At 43.3% G+C, this 16,278-nt stretch carries 17 protein-coding genes; 9 read left to right on the top strand and 8 right to left on the bottom strand.

Annotated elements, in window-relative coordinates:
- The first annotated feature begins 262 nt into the window (after positions 1-262).
- The 4 genes from KYJ26_RS01685 to KYJ26_RS01670 all read left to right on the top strand — a co-directional run bounded on the left by KYJ26_RS01685 (position 263) and on the right by KYJ26_RS01670 (position 2,461).
- Positions 263-784, top strand: a complete 522-nt coding sequence (locus KYJ26_RS01685) for a ferritin (protein WP_219165625.1) — start codon at positions 263-265, stop codon at positions 782-784.
- A 130-nt stretch (positions 785-914) separates the two neighbouring features.
- Positions 915-1,451: a DUF3189 family protein gene (locus tag KYJ26_RS01680; RefSeq protein ID WP_219165624.1), complete on the top strand. Its 537-nt coding sequence runs from the start codon at positions 915-917 to the stop codon at positions 1,449-1,451.
- Positions 1,452-1,557: 106 nt separating this feature from the next.
- Positions 1,558-1,701, top strand: a complete 144-nt coding sequence (locus KYJ26_RS01675) for a hypothetical protein (RefSeq protein WP_219165623.1) — start codon at positions 1,558-1,560, stop codon at positions 1,699-1,701.
- 124 nt (positions 1,702-1,825) lie between these two features.
- Complete coding sequence (locus KYJ26_RS01670) at positions 1,826-2,461, top strand: FMN-dependent NADH-azoreductase (RefSeq protein WP_219165622.1); 636 nt, start codon at positions 1,826-1,828, stop codon at positions 2,459-2,461.
- 54 nt (positions 2,462-2,515) lie between these two features.
- On the opposite strand, the gene KYJ26_RS01665 is transcribed toward KYJ26_RS01670, so the two are convergent.
- From KYJ26_RS01665 to KYJ26_RS01650, 4 genes are all read right to left on the bottom strand, one after another.
- Positions 2,516-3,790, bottom strand: a complete 1,275-nt coding sequence (locus tag KYJ26_RS01665) for an MFS transporter (protein ID WP_219165621.1) — start codon at positions 3,788-3,790, stop codon at positions 2,516-2,518.
- A 31-nt stretch (positions 3,791-3,821) separates the two neighbouring features.
- Positions 3,822-5,117 carry an alkaline phosphatase family protein gene (locus tag KYJ26_RS01660; protein WP_219165620.1) on the bottom strand — a complete coding sequence of 432 codons (1,296 nt, stop codon included), beginning with the start codon at positions 5,115-5,117 and terminating at the stop codon, positions 3,822-3,824.
- A 166-nt stretch (positions 5,118-5,283) separates the two neighbouring features.
- Entirely contained in the window at positions 5,284-6,075 is a 792-nt protein-coding gene (locus KYJ26_RS01655) for a polymer-forming cytoskeletal protein (RefSeq protein WP_219165619.1), read from the bottom strand.
- A 25-nt stretch (positions 6,076-6,100) separates the two neighbouring features.
- A complete protein-coding gene (locus KYJ26_RS01650; protein ID WP_219165618.1) occupies positions 6,101-6,736 on the bottom strand; it encodes a DUF4004 family protein in 636 nt (211 codons plus the stop codon).
- 206 nt (positions 6,737-6,942) lie between these two features.
- Here KYJ26_RS01650 and KYJ26_RS01645 point away from each other — a divergent pair, with 206 nt between their 5' ends.
- The 4 genes from KYJ26_RS01645 to KYJ26_RS01630 all read left to right on the top strand — a co-directional run bounded on the left by KYJ26_RS01645 (position 6,943) and on the right by KYJ26_RS01630 (position 12,262).
- Positions 6,943-8,994, top strand: a complete 2,052-nt coding sequence (locus KYJ26_RS01645; protein ID WP_219165617.1) for a catalase — start codon at positions 6,943-6,945, stop codon at positions 8,992-8,994.
- Between the two features lie 195 nt (positions 8,995-9,189).
- Entirely contained in the window at positions 9,190-9,348 is a 159-nt protein-coding gene (locus KYJ26_RS01640; RefSeq protein ID WP_219165616.1) for a hypothetical protein, read from the top strand.
- 88 nt (positions 9,349-9,436) lie between these two features.
- Positions 9,437-9,853 carry a hypothetical protein gene (locus KYJ26_RS01635; protein WP_219165615.1) on the top strand — a complete coding sequence of 139 codons (417 nt, stop codon included), beginning with the start codon at positions 9,437-9,439 and terminating at the stop codon, positions 9,851-9,853.
- Positions 9,854-10,126: 273 nt separating this feature from the next.
- Positions 10,127-12,262 (top strand): ATP-dependent Clp protease ATP-binding subunit, encoded by a 2,136-nt coding sequence (locus KYJ26_RS01630; protein WP_219165614.1) that lies wholly within the window; start codon positions 10,127-10,129, stop codon positions 12,260-12,262.
- A 143-nt stretch (positions 12,263-12,405) separates the two neighbouring features.
- On the opposite strand, the gene KYJ26_RS01625 is transcribed toward KYJ26_RS01630, so the two are convergent.
- Together KYJ26_RS01625 and KYJ26_RS01620 are read right to left on the bottom strand one after the other, a co-directional pair.
- Complete coding sequence (locus tag KYJ26_RS01625; RefSeq protein ID WP_219165613.1) at positions 12,406-12,918, bottom strand: CBO0543 family protein; 513 nt, start codon at positions 12,916-12,918, stop codon at positions 12,406-12,408.
- 114 nt (positions 12,919-13,032) lie between these two features.
- Complete coding sequence (locus KYJ26_RS01620; protein ID WP_308807536.1) at positions 13,033-13,797, bottom strand: Cof-type HAD-IIB family hydrolase; 765 nt, start codon at positions 13,795-13,797, stop codon at positions 13,033-13,035.
- Positions 13,798-13,908: 111 nt separating this feature from the next.
- Between KYJ26_RS01620 and KYJ26_RS01615 the strand changes: the two genes are divergently transcribed.
- Positions 13,909-14,244 carry an MGMT family protein gene (locus KYJ26_RS01615; protein ID WP_219165629.1) on the top strand — a complete coding sequence of 112 codons (336 nt, stop codon included), beginning with the start codon at positions 13,909-13,911 and terminating at the stop codon, positions 14,242-14,244.
- On the opposite strand, the gene KYJ26_RS01610 is transcribed toward KYJ26_RS01615, so the two are convergent.
- Positions 14,222-14,404 (bottom strand): hypothetical protein, encoded by a 183-nt coding sequence (locus KYJ26_RS01610; RefSeq protein WP_219165611.1) that lies wholly within the window; start codon positions 14,402-14,404, stop codon positions 14,222-14,224. The two genes, KYJ26_RS01615 and KYJ26_RS01610, sit on opposite strands and share 23 nt — an antisense overlap.
- A gap of 68 nt (positions 14,405-14,472) precedes the next feature.
- Positions 14,473-16,095: an ABC1 kinase family protein gene (locus KYJ26_RS01605; RefSeq protein ID WP_219165610.1), complete on the bottom strand. Its 1,623-nt coding sequence runs from the start codon at positions 16,093-16,095 to the stop codon at positions 14,473-14,475.
- Between the last annotated feature and the right edge of the window lie 183 nt (positions 16,096-16,278).

Below are 16,278 nucleotides of genomic sequence, written 5' to 3'. Positions count from 1 at the left end.
GTCGCTGTCGCTCCTGCGGGGTCTCACCTATTCCGCTTTTCCCGCAGGAGTCTTCGTCTTGCACTCCAATCAACAGCTAGAACCTGCTAAATACATGGGTTTTAAAAATTAAAAATCCGAACGAGTTAAATTTTTATCAAATTACTCGTTCGGATTTTTCTTTATCTGAAACCCTTTTGTCCCAGTCTCTTTTTTATCTCCTCATATTTTAAGGTCCCTCTCAATAAAATAGAAGGTCAGTACATTATTGAGGAGGATTGCTATGCTTAATGATCAAATTCAAAAACTGGTGAATAATCTGATTCAGATTGAGCATGTGTCAACGACATTATATCTGGCTATGTCGGCTTATATGGCGAACCAAAATTATACCGGGATGGCTAAATGGTTAAGAATTCAATCGGAGGAAGAGCGAACACATATGTTGAAACTCATTGACTATCTGACGGACAGGGGAGGAGTGGTGGAGCTTCAGGAGCTTCCAGCCCAGCCGAAAGAATATGGCTCCCCTCTGGAAACCTTTCAAAAGGTGTTGGAGCATGAGCAATTCGTTACAAATTCGTATCGTCAAGCCTATAATTATGCAGCCCAGACGGATCAACAGACTGCGGTGATCATCCAGGAATTTCTAAGGGAACAAATCGATGAAGAAGCACAGTCCCAGAAAGTTGTCGACCGCTTAAAGATTGCCGGGGATAATCCTTCTGCCTTACTGGTAATGGATCAGGAGCTTGGTCAACGTGCTGCAGGACCAGCAGCTGGTGCCGCACCAGCAGGTGGTTAAATACATCCGTAAATGCCGATTCCTGTACTCTGGGAAGCGGCGTTTTTTTTTTATTGATGCATGGAATGGGATACAGTCTGCTCATCAGGTTCATACTGAAGGAAAATGAATCTATTCAAAGGGTGGGCATATGATTTATATTTACAATGATTTCGGTGGAACCCATACAACGTCTATGGCTGCTGCCTATCACTTACAGTTATTAAAACAAGGTGATCTTACAAAGGATGACATCCTTTCAGTGCCTTTTTTTAACAAGCTTACCAAAAAGGACACCGGTCACATTCTTTTTCATGGGTTGGACCAAGATGATAATCCTGTGTATACAATTGGAAGGAGAAATTCCAAGTATGTTGTTCCTGCCTTAACTGATTTATGTGGCATTCTCCTTAGTCGATATGATCAACAAGAGAAAATCATCATTTCCAACACTTCTCCTACTGTACCCCCATTCATGACTGCGGGGGGATTATTCTCGAGAGAACTTGGCATCGATTGGATAGGGGTTCCCCTCCTTGTCAAAGGAGCGAAGCAATGTCACCGGCTCATTCAACATCTAGTGGAAGAAACCAAACATGTGGCAGAGCTATCATCTGAACAAATCGTCGTATTAGAAAATAAAGAATATCAATATAAAATGGGGAAAAAGGATATCTTCTGGAAATGAGACATATTATAATTAAGTAAATACTACCAGGTAAAAGGTCTGTGCCTGAAAAAATGGATAGACCGTTACATAATGGCTAAACTATAGTAAAACGGAGGTGTCGACATTGGAAGGTAAACCATTTCACTTTGATGGCAGTCACCATTTCACAACAGGGGAAGCACAAGAGAACACTCCATTTGAACTAACAGACGAAATGAGAAGAAATATCGGGGGAAACCCTTTTGAAATGCCTGGTGAAGAAGACTAAGGTATTTCACTTAATGCTGCCCTAAACAGGCAGCGTTTTTTTTTGATTCGTAAATAAGGATAATTCCATCCATTTCTTCATAAAATACTGTTGTGAATAAAACGAAGCAAAGGATGGATGATCAATGGCACAAGTATTATATATAACAGCGCATCCCCATGATGATACACAGTCCTACAGTATGGCGGTTGCAAAAGCATTTATGGATACATATAAGGAAGTGAACCCGGGAGATCAAGTGATACACCTCGATTTATACCGGGAACATATTCCTCATATCGATGCGGATGTTTTCAGCGGATGGGGTAAGCTTCAATCTGGTAAAGGATTCGAGGAGCTTTCACCGGAAGAACAGAAGAAAGTGAATCGGCTGAATGAATTATCGGACCAGTTCATAAGTGCCGATAAGTATGTATTTGTCACTCCGTTCTGGAATTTCTCATTCCCGCCGGTGATGAAAGCTTATATTGACTCTGTTGCAGTGGCAGGGAAATCGTTTAAATATACGGAACAGGGGCCGGTTGGGTTATTGACGGATAAGAAAGCCATCCATATCCAGGCTCGGGGAGGTATTTACTCTGAAGGACCTGCAGCTGGAATGGAGATGGGCCACCGATATTTAAGTATCATCATGCAGTTTTTCGGGGTACCTTCTTTTGAAGGAGTCATTGTGGAGGGACATGCTGCTATGCCGGACAAAGCAGAGGAAATCAAGCAAAATGCCATTTCCCGTGCGAAAGATGCAGCTCATACTTTCTAAGATTAACTAAAGTTAAAAGAAAGAGCCTGATCCTGTGATCAGGCTCTTTCTTGTTTACACAATCGCAGACTTTTCCACATCATCTTCCTTTGGCTCTGGAACGAAGGCGAGTACCACAATTCCGATGATAAAGAGGATGACAAGACTGAACACACCGCTGTTGGACGCACCTGTCACTTGAGCTGTGACCGCCACGAGCAGCGGACCAAGTATGGATGCGAACTTACCGAAAATATTATAAAAACCAAAGAATTCATTGGAATTTTTCTTGGGTATCAGTTTGGCGAAATAGGCCCTGCTGAGTGCCTGAATGCCCCCTTGAGAAGAGGCGACAAGCATGGCTAATATCCAGAAGTCCAGGGTCGTTTCCAAGAAATAAGCATAAATGCACACGATGATATATACGCAGATGCCTACATACAACATCTTCTTCCCTGTGAATCTTTCTGCCAGTCTTCCATATAGAATGGCAAATGGCCCAGCCACTACCTGTGTAACAAATAGGATGATCAATAGATTCGTGGATGAAATACCAAGGTCCGATCCGTAAGCAGTGGACATCGTAATGATGGTACCTACACCGTCAATATAAAAGAAATAAGCAAGAAGGAATAAAAAGAGTGCCCGATATTTTTTGATTTCTTTCATCGTTTTTCCCAGGCGTTTAAAGCTATTTGCCACCGGGCTTTTCTCACGTTGGATAAAATAGCGCTGATGAACATTCTTTAATAGAGGGATGGAAAAGAGTCCCCACCATACAGCGGTGATGACAAAGGCGATCTTACTGGCGACGGTGACAGAGAAAGGGATAGTGCCATTTTGGGATAATACGATGATGGCGATACTGATGATGAAGGGAATCGTACTGCCTATATATCCAAATCCAAACCCCCGGGACGATACCCGGTTCATCCGTTCTTCCGTGGTAACGTCGGTCAAAAATGCATCATAGAAGACGTTCGATCCTGCTGAACCGACGGCAGCCACTGTATAAAAAATCAATAAGAGCAGCCAATTATCGCTCGGAACAAAAGCGAGAAGGGCGGTGAACGTTACACCCAATGCAAAGAAGAAGGAAAAGAACTTCTTCTTGTACCCTTCATAATCGGCGATGGTACCAAGAATCGGCCCGATCATGGCAAGGATGAAGGTGGCAATGGCAATCGTATATCCCAGATAAGCCGTTGAATTAGCAGCACTCACCCCTGCATTGGTGGCGGCGGCTTTATAAAACAGCGGAAAGACGGCGGTGGAAATGATGATTGAATAAGCGGAGTTCGCCCAATCGTAAAAAATCCAGCTGCTTTCTTCTTTCGAAAAACGCTTCATTGTTTTTCCCCCTAAGGAAACAGATTCTTCTTTATATGTCGAGTATGGCTTCTATCGGTTTTCCATCAGTGTCACCTAAGCTGAGTCCGAGCAATGTGGCGAATGTAGGTCCTTCATCGACGAGGCGCATAGAAGTGAGGTCCTGATGCGGGCGAATGCCTTTTCCTGCCGCCATAAAAATCGTGAAGTAGCCCTCTTTTTCTGGAGAATAGCCATGAGATCCATACGTATAACGCTTCTTCCTGACATCTTCCGGGGTGATCGTATGAATGAAGGAACCTTCCAGTGCGTCTTTAAAATAAAAACCTGGACGGGCCTCAAGCATAAACGCACAATGTCCGTCGGCCCCCTTTTCAGCTGCTTCCTCTCCAGTGAGAAAGGATTCGATTCCGTTGGAAGGATCGGGTTGCAACTCTTCCAAAAGCCGTTTTACTTCCTTTGTTGCTTTATCATCTTTTGTGTAGACGTAGGCTGAGCCATCACATCCTTTGCAATAAGCCTTCCATTTCGAAATCTTCCCCCGTCCGTTTACGGTTATCATTCCTTTTTCCTTTAAGAGAATGTTGAATTGAACGGCCATGGATTCATCAAGTGCACTATGATCCCCCAAGGCGACGATCGTCGTTTCTTCATACATGTCGTTTTCCTTTAACGCTTTCATGATTCTCCCCAGTCTCTCATCATGACGACGAAGAGCCTTCTTCGCTTCTTCGGAAGAGAAGCCATGATAATGCCGCTGGGTATCAAGATCCGTAAAATGAACAAGCAATAAGCCGGGCTTCCTTTTGATCGTTTCGACCGTTGATTCCAGGACGAAATCATCCAGTTCCGGCTGGTTAAGACCACTCCGGATCCCGCCGAAGAGACGATTCATCTGAAGTTGATAGAGCGGACTGCCATTCAGAAGGGAAACAAGGATCTGATTATGCCATGGTCGATTGGCGAATATTTCAGGCATATTATAATCTATGTCTGCTTTAGCTGTCACCGGCCAAAGCAGGGCAGCGGTCGTCATCCCGGCCTTCTTTGCTTCATCATACAGGGTGGTGCCTCTAATGGATTTCCTGTACCAATGCCAATCAGGGGAATCCCTCCCCGGCTGAAGCAGGGTGTTGTTTACAACACCGTGTCGATTGGGGTACTTCCCGGTAACGATGGTTGCGTGACATGGATAGGTAACAGAAGGATAGATGGTTTCAACCTGTTTGCAGTAGGATCCTCGTCCAAGCAGTTCCCGGAAGTGGGGGAGCTCTTTCAGAATCGGATAATCCAGGGCAGACAAACAATCAAAAGAGATGACTATCAGGTGATCGGTCAAACGTTTCATAAAGTCCTCCAATATGCAGTGCAGGATTGTACTATATACCTATTAATATAGCAGAACATTCAGAATAAAAATATGAAATTCAGATGTTAGAGGGGGAAAGGTGGTGTAAATAAGGGGAGATGGTAGAAAAAAGGGAAGGCAAAGCCCATCCCCTTCCTCCAATATGTTAGATTTTCACTTTGTTTCTGATGCGGCTTTCTTTGTGCACATCGATGGAGCCGGAATACTCAACCGTATCGATATCGCAATGCTCACTAATCACGACGTTTTTACCGCGAACGAGCTTCGCTTTCGTATTCTCAAGATAGACCTCATCACCTTCGATTAAATCTGAAAATAAATAGTCTTCCTTTTGCAGGAAGAAGTTGACCACTTGCTTAATCAGCCTGTTCGAGTTGTGGTGAGTCACGGAGATCTTCTCCCCGCCGATTTCTTTGATGGATGATTCGTGATTGATCTCAATTTGAACGTTGTCAGCATTGAGCAATCCGTCGATGTGGACAGAGCCTGAAGATGAGAAGGTTTCAACTTCACAATCCTGCCCCACCTTCAGGGAACCGCTTGCTTTGATCAATCCGCCCTGAAGCTTTCCTCCCACTTTGCATGAACCGCTTACTTTGAATTTTTCCACTATAAGGTCACCGGTTATTTTACTGGAGCCACTGATATTCATTTCAGCGGCCATGACGGAGCCGTTATATTTAGAACTCCCGCTCGTTGATATATTTTCAGCTTTTGTATTTCCTTCAATAGTGGAAGAGCCGCTTGTTTTGATGACGCCGGCTTTTACATCACCTGCAACCGTCCCGGATCCTGAAATCTTCATCTCCCGACAGTCAATATCTCCTGCAATCTTTCCGCTTCCACTGATTTTCACTTCATCAAATTGTCCTCCGCCGGATGTTCCCGACCCGCTGATCTTTAAGTCATGCAACTTTTTCTTTTCTACTGTATTCATCCATTTCTCCTCCAGTTCAAGGGTGTTAGATCCCTTCCGTATTCGTTAACGTCAATTTCAATTCTTCCGTCATTTGTTGTAAATCGAATCGCAATACGACTTGAGCCATATGGTCTACGTGAAAGTCCGAAGGGAGGGGCAGGAGCATCCATATATACGCTTCATCTTTTCGGATACCGATAAGCTCAAGGGAAGATTCTTTCAGTGGAGTAAACTTCTCATGAAGAAAAAGAAATAGGGTTCGCTGAGCTTCTTTAGGAATCTCTAATCGGTGTGCCTTTTCGACAATCACCATATTTAAGATATCCTGGAATTCATAAGCGCCTTTCATTGCTAACAGTGATGTACAGAATGTCATGGTGTCCTCTGTAAGAATGTTGTGTGAGCGCAATCCTTCTTCACTGACTTCGACCTTGGTGGGATGGGGTGAGAAAAAGTCCGAAAGCTCATCCAGGGAATAACCATCTTTCATCTCTTTGATAGTATCAATTCTGGCAAGCATCTTTTCCCTTGGGAAGAAAGTTTCCTGTCCTGTATAGCTGGATTTCTTGATGAACCAGCTTTCCGGGATGATATTCTTCCGTTTCCATCTGTATAGCTGTCCATAGGATATGCCAGTCAGCTCCAATACTTCCTTTTTTGAAATTAAATCTGTTTCCAATGAGGAATCACCTCTTTTTACGTAACAAAACATTGTTACGTTAATTTACATCCAGTTTAACAGAACAATGTTACGCGGTAAAGTATTTTTTTGAAGCTTTGTATTTATCCGCATGTATTGCATGTTTAAATCATCCCATCAAGGGTACAAATGAAACAGAATGTTTTACATAGTAAACATTAATTTAGATGGAGAGGGATGAAAGAATGGGAGACGATCGTCATACGAAAGTGAATGGCAGCAGTAAGGATGAACAGCTTGAACAGTATCGCGTGGAAGATGAAGGGAAGCATCTTACAACCAATCAAGGGTTGAAGGTATCCGAGGATGAGTTCTCGCTGAAAGCCGGAGACCGCGGTCCTACGTTAATGGAGGATTTCCACTTCCGTGAAAAGATGACTCACTTCGACCATGAGCGTATTCCTGAACGGATTGTCCATGCCCGGGGGTTTGCGGCTCACGGGGAATTCGAACTCTATGACTCTATGAAAGAATATACACGTGCCAAATTCCTGCAGGACACCACAAAGAAGACACCGGTATTCGTCCGTTTTTCTACTGTGGCAGGCTCAAAAGGTTCTGCGGAGACGGTAAGGGATGCACGTGGATTTGCCACGAAGTTTTATACCGAAGAAGGGAATTATGACCTTGTCGGCAACAACATCCCTGTTTTCTTTATACAGGATGCAATCAAATTCCCGGATTTGATCCACGCAGTGAAGCCGGAGCCACACAATGAAATGCCCCAGGCTGCTTCTGCCCATGATACGTTTTGGGACTTTGTAGCGAACAACCAGGAATCTGCACATATGGTCATGTGGGCCATGTCCGATCGGGCAATTCCGCGAAGCCTGCGTATGATGGAAGGCTTCGGAGTTCACACATTCCGCTTGGTTAACGGGGAAGGCAAGGCACATTTCGTGAAATTCCACTGGAAACCGGTACTTGGGACACATTCCCTTGTATGGGATGAGGCACAGAAAATCAATGGGAAGGACCCAGATTTCCATCGCAGGGACCTGTGGGAATCCATTGAAAACGGGGACTATCCTGAATATGAGCTTGGTGTTCAACTCATTCCGGAAGAAGATGAATTTAACTTTGACTTTGATGTCCTTGATCCGACCAAGCTGTGGCCGGAGGAAGAGGTCCCTGTGAAGATGGTCGGGAAAATGACCCTCAATCGCAATGTGGATAATGTATTCGCAGAAACGGAGCAGGCGGCGTTTCATCCGGGATCTGTCGTGCCAGGTATCGATTTCTCCAATGACCCATTATTACAGGGCCGCTTATTTTCCTATACCGATACACAATTGATCCGCCTTGGAGGACCAAACTTCCACGAGCTTCCTATTAATAGACCGGTGTGTCCTTTCCACAATAATCAGCGTGACGGATACGGTCGACATACAATCAATAAAGGGCAGGTAAGCTATCATAACAACTCACTTGCTCACAATACACCAGCTCCTGCTTCCAAAGAAGACGGTGGATACACCCACTACCAGGAAAAAATGGAAGGGCGTAAAGTACGTGCGAGAAGTGAAAGCTTTAAAGATCATTTCTCACAAGCCACCATGTTCTGGAACAGCATGAGTGCCCCTGAGAAAGAGCATATTATTCAAGCTTTCAGTTTTGAACTTGGGAAGGTGAAGAGTAAATCGGTGCAGAAACAGGTCGTTGACATGTTTGCAAATGTAAGCAGGGAGCTGGCAAAAGGATTTGCCGAAGCGATCAATGGAGAAGTCCCTGATGGTGAAGAATCCAAGGTGACTAAATCTTCGAAAGCCCTTAGCCAGGAAAATACAATCAAGAAACCTGCTACTAGAAAAGTGGGAGTAATCGTAGGAAACGGCTATAAAGGGGAAGAAGTGGACATGGTCCTTACTTCCCTTAAAGAAGAAGGGATTCAGCCTGAGGTCATCAGTGACAAGCTGGGGATTCGAAAAGGCGACAATGGTTCAGAGCTGGAAGTGGACCATACGTTCCTAACGGGAGAATCGGTTTTATTTGATAGCCTTTACATTATAGGCGGGGAGGACGTAGATAAGAAATTCTCTCAAGATACGGCCTACTTTGTAAAAGAAGCGTATTCTCATTATAAGCCAATCGGAGCCACACATGAAGGGATCCATTGGCTGGATGAAGCCGGTGTTGGCGGTTCCGGTGTAGTAACTGGGGATAATATGAAGGAATTCGTCCAGGAATTCATAACAGCGATTGCCGCTCATCGCCATTGGGATCGCGAATTGGTATAAAATAATAGTAAGAGTTTAATTCTCTAGTATATTCATTAACATGCTAGGCCTGGTCTTTCAGGTCTAGCATTTTTTTTGGATAAAATAGCCCTTTTTATTATCAAATAGACGATTATATCATTCGAATCTAGCAATCTATACATAAGATACCATGTAGAGTGCTTTACAAGTACTGAATAAGTGAGGTGATGATGGATGGGTGCGAGTCATTCTCATAGCGAATTTGATTTTTACAGTTTGCTTTTGGTGTTGTTAATTGTGGCTTTTCTAGTACTACTTGCGATTAATCCTCTAGCAGCATTGATTGTAGGAATTGCAATTCTCGTTCTGCTTGCGGTAGGTGCCATTAGCTAAACCAGGATTTAAAACATTCCTTGAACATGGGCAGCCATATTCAAGGAATAGTATTACATCGAATGATAAAGAATTGGAGGGGAAAACAATGAGTGAGAAAAATAATCCACTTGAGGGGATCATGGATTTGATCAACCAATACACAAAAGAAGATGCAAGTAAGCTTGACCTTAATTCGGTAAAAGATCAATTAAGTTCATTATTAAATAATGATCAATTAAAAGGTCTGTTGAATTCGGGTTCTGGAGGGAAGGGTTCCCTGGATGCACTAGGATCACTTGGAAGCATGGGAAATATGGCGAACGTGATGAACGTCCTGCCAATGGTTGAAAAGGTGGTGAAACAACGTATGTCTAATAAACAATCAGATTGCTCTAAGCATCGTGACAACGATATTAAAGAACTTCTTAAAGACATTTTGGATGAGTTAAAGAAGATTAAGAAATGTACCTGCCATAAGCAGAAACATTGTTGTCATAAAGATAACTGGGAACATTGGTATTAAGAGAGCTGGCATGAATGCCGGCTTTTTTTTTGTACCAATAAATCAATTAATTGAATTCTATTCTAAAATGTCCTACACTCTTCTTCAACACTCAATCACAAGCTCGTTTATGTAAAAATTCCCATAAGCAAAAACATTGAAAGTCAAAGAAGGTCAAAGTATACTATTTATAAGGTCAAAGAAAGTCAAAGTCAAACTTGATAAATTTGACCTTTCTAATTCAACTAATAATGAAAATGAATTTATAGATAAGACTACAGGAGGTCATGTTTCATGAAATGCCAAGTATGTCATCACAATCAAGCATCAGTTGAAGTGTATACGCAAGTGAATGGTAAGAAGTCCAGTATGAAAATGTGTTCAGCTTGCTTTAAAAAGCAGCAGACACCTTCTGGCATGAGCGGAGGGTTTCCGTTTGATGAGTTGTTTAAAGGCATAAGCATGGGTGGAAATCAGAATGATGGGTTCCAAAACCATCATCAGCAAGCTACTCCCGAAACCAGGGGTGGCCATGGAGGTAACGGCATTCTTGATCAATTCGGCCGAAATGTCACAGGCGCTGCCAAAGCAGGCTTGATCGATCCAGTCATTGGCAGGAATAAAGAAGTGAATCGTGTCATCGAAATCCTGAATCGCCGAAACAAGAACAATCCGGTTCTGATTGGGGAGCCTGGTGTAGGGAAAACCGCCATTGCAGAAGGATTGGCACGTAAAATTGTAGCTGGGGATGTACCATCCAAGTTATTGAATAAAGAAGTATATGTGATGGATGTTGCTTCTTTGACAGCGGGTACAGGCGTCCGTGGATCATTTGAGGAGCGGTTGAAAGCCATCATCAGTGAATTGCAAAACCGTGAAAACGTCATGCTGTTCATAGATGAAATCCATCAATTAGTCGGAGCCGGTTCCGCCGAAGGTTCGATGGATGCAGGGAACATTTTAAAGCCTGCCCTGGCCCGTGGAGAGCTGCAGGTGATTGGGGCTACTACGCTCAAGGAATATCGTCAAATTGAGAAGGATGCGGCCCTTGAACGCCGATTTCAACCGGTCATGGTCAATGAACCGACTCCAGAAGAAGCAATCGACATACTTAAGGGTCTAAAAGATAGATATGAAGACTATCACGGGGTGACATTTACAGATGAGGCCATCGAAGCTTGTGTGAAACTTTCACATCGCTATATCCAAGACAGGTTCCTGCCGGATAAAGCCATTGATTTAATGGATGAGGCAGGTTCAAAAGTCAACCTTCTATCAGAGGGCAAAGACAAAACGGCTATCCACAAAAAATTACATGATGTACGAATAAAGAAAGAACAGGCAACAAAGGATGAGAACTATGAGCAGGCAGCGATTCTCCGGGATCAGGAAACGGAACTGGAGAAGCAACTTGGACAGGAATCTACTGATTCAGCAGCTGTTGTAGAAAAAGAATTAATCCAGACCATCATCGAAGGCAAAACGGGTATACCGGTAGGAAAACTCCAAAGTGATGATCGTAAGCGAATGAAATCACTGGAAGAAAATCTGGCTCATAAAGTGATCGGCCAGGAAGAAGCAGTGAAGAAAGTGGCAAAAGCCATACGCCGCAGCCGTGCAGGATTGAAAGCGAAGCATCGTCCAATAGGTACATTCCTATTCGTCGGGCCGACGGGTGTAGGGAAGACAGAGTTAACAAAAACACTCGCAGAAGAATTATTTGGATCTAAAGATTCCATGCTTCGGTTGGATATGAGTGAGTATATGGAGAAACATTCAGTATCTAAACTGATCGGTTCCCCTCCAGGATATGTTGGACATGAAGAATCCGGTCAACTGACGGAGAAGGTTAGAAGAAATCCGTATTCCATCATTCTTCTGGATGAAATTGAAAAAGCACATCCTGATGTGCAGCATATGTTCCTGCAGATTCTTGAAGACGGGCGTCTTACGGATAGTCAGGGTAGAACGGTCAGCTTCAAGGAGACCGTGATCATCATGACAAGTAACGCAGGCGTCACGGATAAGAAGGCCGCTGTAGTCGGTTTCGATACTGGCGGCACAGATGCCATTAAAGAAACGAATATTCTTCAATCATTGGGTGCCTACTTTAAACCGGAATTCCTTAACCGTTTCGACAGTATCATTGAATTTAAGACTCTTGAAAAAGAAGAGCTCTTAGAAATCCTTGATTTAATGCTGGAGGAGTTGCAGGTTGAACTTAAGGAGCAGGGGATTACGCTGACCATCGACGGTGAAGCGAAGCATAAGCTCGTTGAACTGGGATATCACCAGGAATTTGGTGCACGACCATTACGGCGCGTCATTCAGGAGAGAGTAGAAGATAAGATAGCCGACTTCTTACTGGATGAAGAAGGTGTAACGGAGCTTTTAGTCTCAGTTGAAAATAATGAGATTATCGTGAAATAAAATGTAAAAGAAGCATCCTCCAGGGTGCTTCTTTTTTTCATTCTTTCCTTTTTAAAATGGCGATATAAATAGCCATGATTAAATAAACGCCTAAAACCAATATAATAAATAGAGGAGTAGAAAAGGAAGACATTTAAACACCCTCACTTTAAATCTTGTAAAGATGGATGGAAAAGGAATAATAGAATGGCAATGATAGGCAAGGAAATTATGATGGCAAGTAAAGGCTTCTTGTGATGCAAACCCAAGATGGAAAACATGATGATATTAAACACAGCGGACCACCCTAAATTCCAGCCATTCTCATACAGAAACAGACCTTTTTTATGAAACAGGTATTCCAGAAACGTGAAATAGGTTATCCAGCAGGTAAGGTAAATCCATTTCTTTTTTCCGTATGGATAATAACGGAGAAAGATCATGATTACAACAGGAATGATGAAAAAGGTGAAGACGAGGTCGATCAGAGTATGGTTTAGCCATTCCACCGTAACAGCCTTGTACTTCCATAAAGTATGATTATAAAAGATCACATTATATGTAAGATTACAGATAATATAATATTGAACCGTTGGATAATACTCTTTCCAGCGTTTCCAATCAATAAAGAGCTTAGCAAAAATCAGATAAACAACCACTACCAGTAATAGATACATGTCGGATACAATCCTTGTTTTTGTATTCAGTATGTACCTAATGTAATTATAATAGACACGGTGGAAAGTGAAAGTGCCTGATTCGCATTGAATCAGGCACATTAATGAAAATGTTTATTCCATATCAGCAAGCACTTTATCGATCGCTTGGGCCACGCCATGATCGGTATTTATACCCGTTACCCAATCGGCTGCTTCTTTTACCATTTCCTGAGCGTTGCCCATGGCCACACCGAAACCGGCTTCACGTATCATGGCAATGTCATTCATACTGTCTCCGACCGCCATGACTTGTTCCATGGAAAGATCCAGCCATTTACATACTTTCACTAATGCTGCGGCTTTATTGACACCCGCCGGATTAATTTCAATATTCGTCGGGGATGAATTCGTAATCTCGAGTGCTTCATTTTTCACGAGTTCGTCCATCATGACTTTACGGACATCATCATCCTGTATATCAAAGCCAAACTTCAGCCAATTATAGGTTTCTATGTCCTGATCAAAAGGCTTCTTACTATTGAACAGCCCTTGAGAGGTAGAGGACCAGAAGTAGACATCATGCTCTTCTTTCAACGCCCAAAGCTGCTTCACAAGGTCGATATCCAAGGGGATGCTGTCTACGAGGTTGTATTCATGATCGTAGATTTCCCCGCCATTCACAGTCACAAGATAAGATGAACGTCCAAGTTCGTCTGAGATATCCCGGCATGTGAAGAGGGAGCGTCCGGTACTTAACACGACATGAATACCTTTCTCCTTCGCACGCTGAATGGCTTGTTCGTTCTCAGGAGATACCTCTCCTTCATGGTTGACGAGAGTCCCGTCCATATCCAGTGCAATCAGTTTAATATCCATTTCATCATCACGTCCTTTTATTCTTTCATATACAGTTTAATATAATGGAAGCAAATCTTCTAGGAACCTGACTTATGAAGGCAGTATAATAGGGGGAGTGGATGATTGAGAGTGAAAGAGGAGGTGACGAGCATGGAGCCGTTTACCGAAAGAGCCGTGAAAATAATAAAGAGGATACCTCCCGGAAAGGTCATGACGTACGGACAAATCGCTGCGCATGCGGGCAGTCCGAGGGCGGCAAGGCAGATCGTCCGCATCCTCCATTCTATGAGTGGAAAGTACAATCTGCCCTGGCACAGGGTGCTGAATAGTAAAGGGGAAATCGGGTTTCGTGATGAGGAGCAGAGAATGACCCAAAAACTATCGTTGGAAGCAGAAGGAATTCATTTTATAGGGGATAACCGGATTGATCTGGAGGAATTTCAGCATCAGCCCGAAATTAGTGCTAATCAAGTAAGGTCAGAATAATGAACAATAAAGATGCAAGGGCCGTAAATCCAATCAATGCATACCCGATGATCCGGATTCCGAGTGGGAGGCTGCTCATTTCTGGCTTACTCATGGGTGCGCCTTCGATCTTGGACATATGATCGATCACATCATTAAACAATTCTTTACGATTTGTCATAGTATCCCTCCTGTTTGTATTCTGCCGTAAAAAGGTAACCATATTATTCATAGGTTACCTTTTTACGTTTAATGCAGTTGCCCATTCTTCAATTTCTTCAGCCAGGCTCTTTCTCTTATAGCAGTCATCCAATACAAAACGGAACCGAATCCGGCAAGTCCAAAGCTTCCCTGCCAGATTAACTCAAATTCGAAGCCAAGTCCTGCAAACCCGCCGATGATTCCGGCTAGTAGAAGAATGAAAGCATGCTTCTTTTGGCTCTCGAATAGAGTGAACTGAAATTCATTTAGCTGATGGTGGTCCTTTTGTTCCAAAGCCCTTTCAGGTATATCCAATAGCTGTCGTACTTTTTGAACGGTCTGAAAGAGAGGCTGTGCACCCAGCCATTTCATTAGAAGCTCCCATTTGTTGGTGTTGCCATCCTTCACCCAATCTAAAAAAGCGGGTTTAACGACATCAAGGGTTTCTTCATCCGGACTCAGCGTATGGACAAGCCCCTCGATGGTGGCAAATGATCGACCCAAGAAGATAAAGCGGGTCGGTACCTGAACAGGGAGTGATTTCACCATGTCGTTGATTTCCTTTTTAACTGAAATCATATCCATCTGCTTGAACTGCTCCATATCAAGAGTGACAAATTCCTTCAGCACAGGCTCAATCGTCTTCGGACTTGCGTTTGGGAGCAGGAAGCCCAATTGAGCCAGCGCCTCAGAGGCTTTCCGGAAATTCTTTAATAGGACACCTTCCAGAAGGTCTTGAAAATGTGCAGAATCTCTTTTCGAAATTTCCCCGATCATCCCAAAGTCCAATAAAACAAATGAACCATCAGGCTGAAGCAGTATATTTCCTGCATGGGGATCGGCATGAAAGATCCCAGGCTCTAGCCACTGAGGGAGAAAGAGGCGGAATAAATCCTGTGCTAGCTTTTGTCCGTCAAGTTCATACCCTTTCATCGCTTCTTTATCATTCAATCGGACACCATCAATCCACTCCATTACAAGCACTTTATCCGTGCAAAGGTCAGGATACATCCCAGGGATCTTCACATTGGATTGATCCTTGAACCGTTGTTTAAAGGAAATGGCGGTACTCATTTCCTTAGAAAAATCCAGCTCCTGTTCAATCACCTGCTTTAATTCCCTATAAAGCATCTTGAAATCAATGAACCCTTTCGGCATGGGAGCGAAATGCCGTGCGAACCAAATGATGATGGAAAGAGTACGGAAATCAGTCTTGACGAGTGTCGGGATTTCAGGGCGCTGCACTTTGATGGCTACTTTAGTGCCATCAAGCAGTCTTGCTTTATACACTTCGCCAATGGAGGCAGATGCAACGGCATCTTTGTCTATGTCCATGACCTTCGAGGAGATAGAGGTGCCCCATTCACGTTCAAGAACCGTTTGTATTTCCTCCCACGTTGATGGAGGTACATGATCAACCAAATCTTGAATTTGACTGATAAAGCCTTTGGGGAGCAAATCTTCCCGGATACTGAGAAGTTGCCCGACTTTAATTAACACCCCGTTCAGTTCGAACAGGGTATCTTTGAACTCCTTACCGATTCGTTCCCACAGTTTCTCCTTCTCCCATTGAGACTTACCCCGTAGTCGGTACCAGTAGACCCTCACGACGATGGATAAGGCAAGGGACAGGACTTTCCACATTCTCCAAAGCTTGTTCTCTGATTTCATATTTTTATCCTCCGTAATCGGGAACTTTTATCTCTATTATGTAATACGGATTTGAAATAGGAAAGTTTCGATTATGAAAGTTCCTTGATATTTGGACAAAAGTGGATATACGAGCCTTAAAGTAACGGATTAAAATGATGCGAAGAGACTTCTCAGTTTAAATTAGAGCGTTGTTCAGAAGCT

This window comes from Rossellomorea orangium, assembly GCF_019334305.1.
GTDB lineage: Bacteria > Bacillota > Bacilli > Bacillales > Bacillaceae_B > Rossellomorea.
Note: the sequence above shows the minus strand (reverse complement) of the source record. Positions and strands in the feature narration are given on the sequence as shown.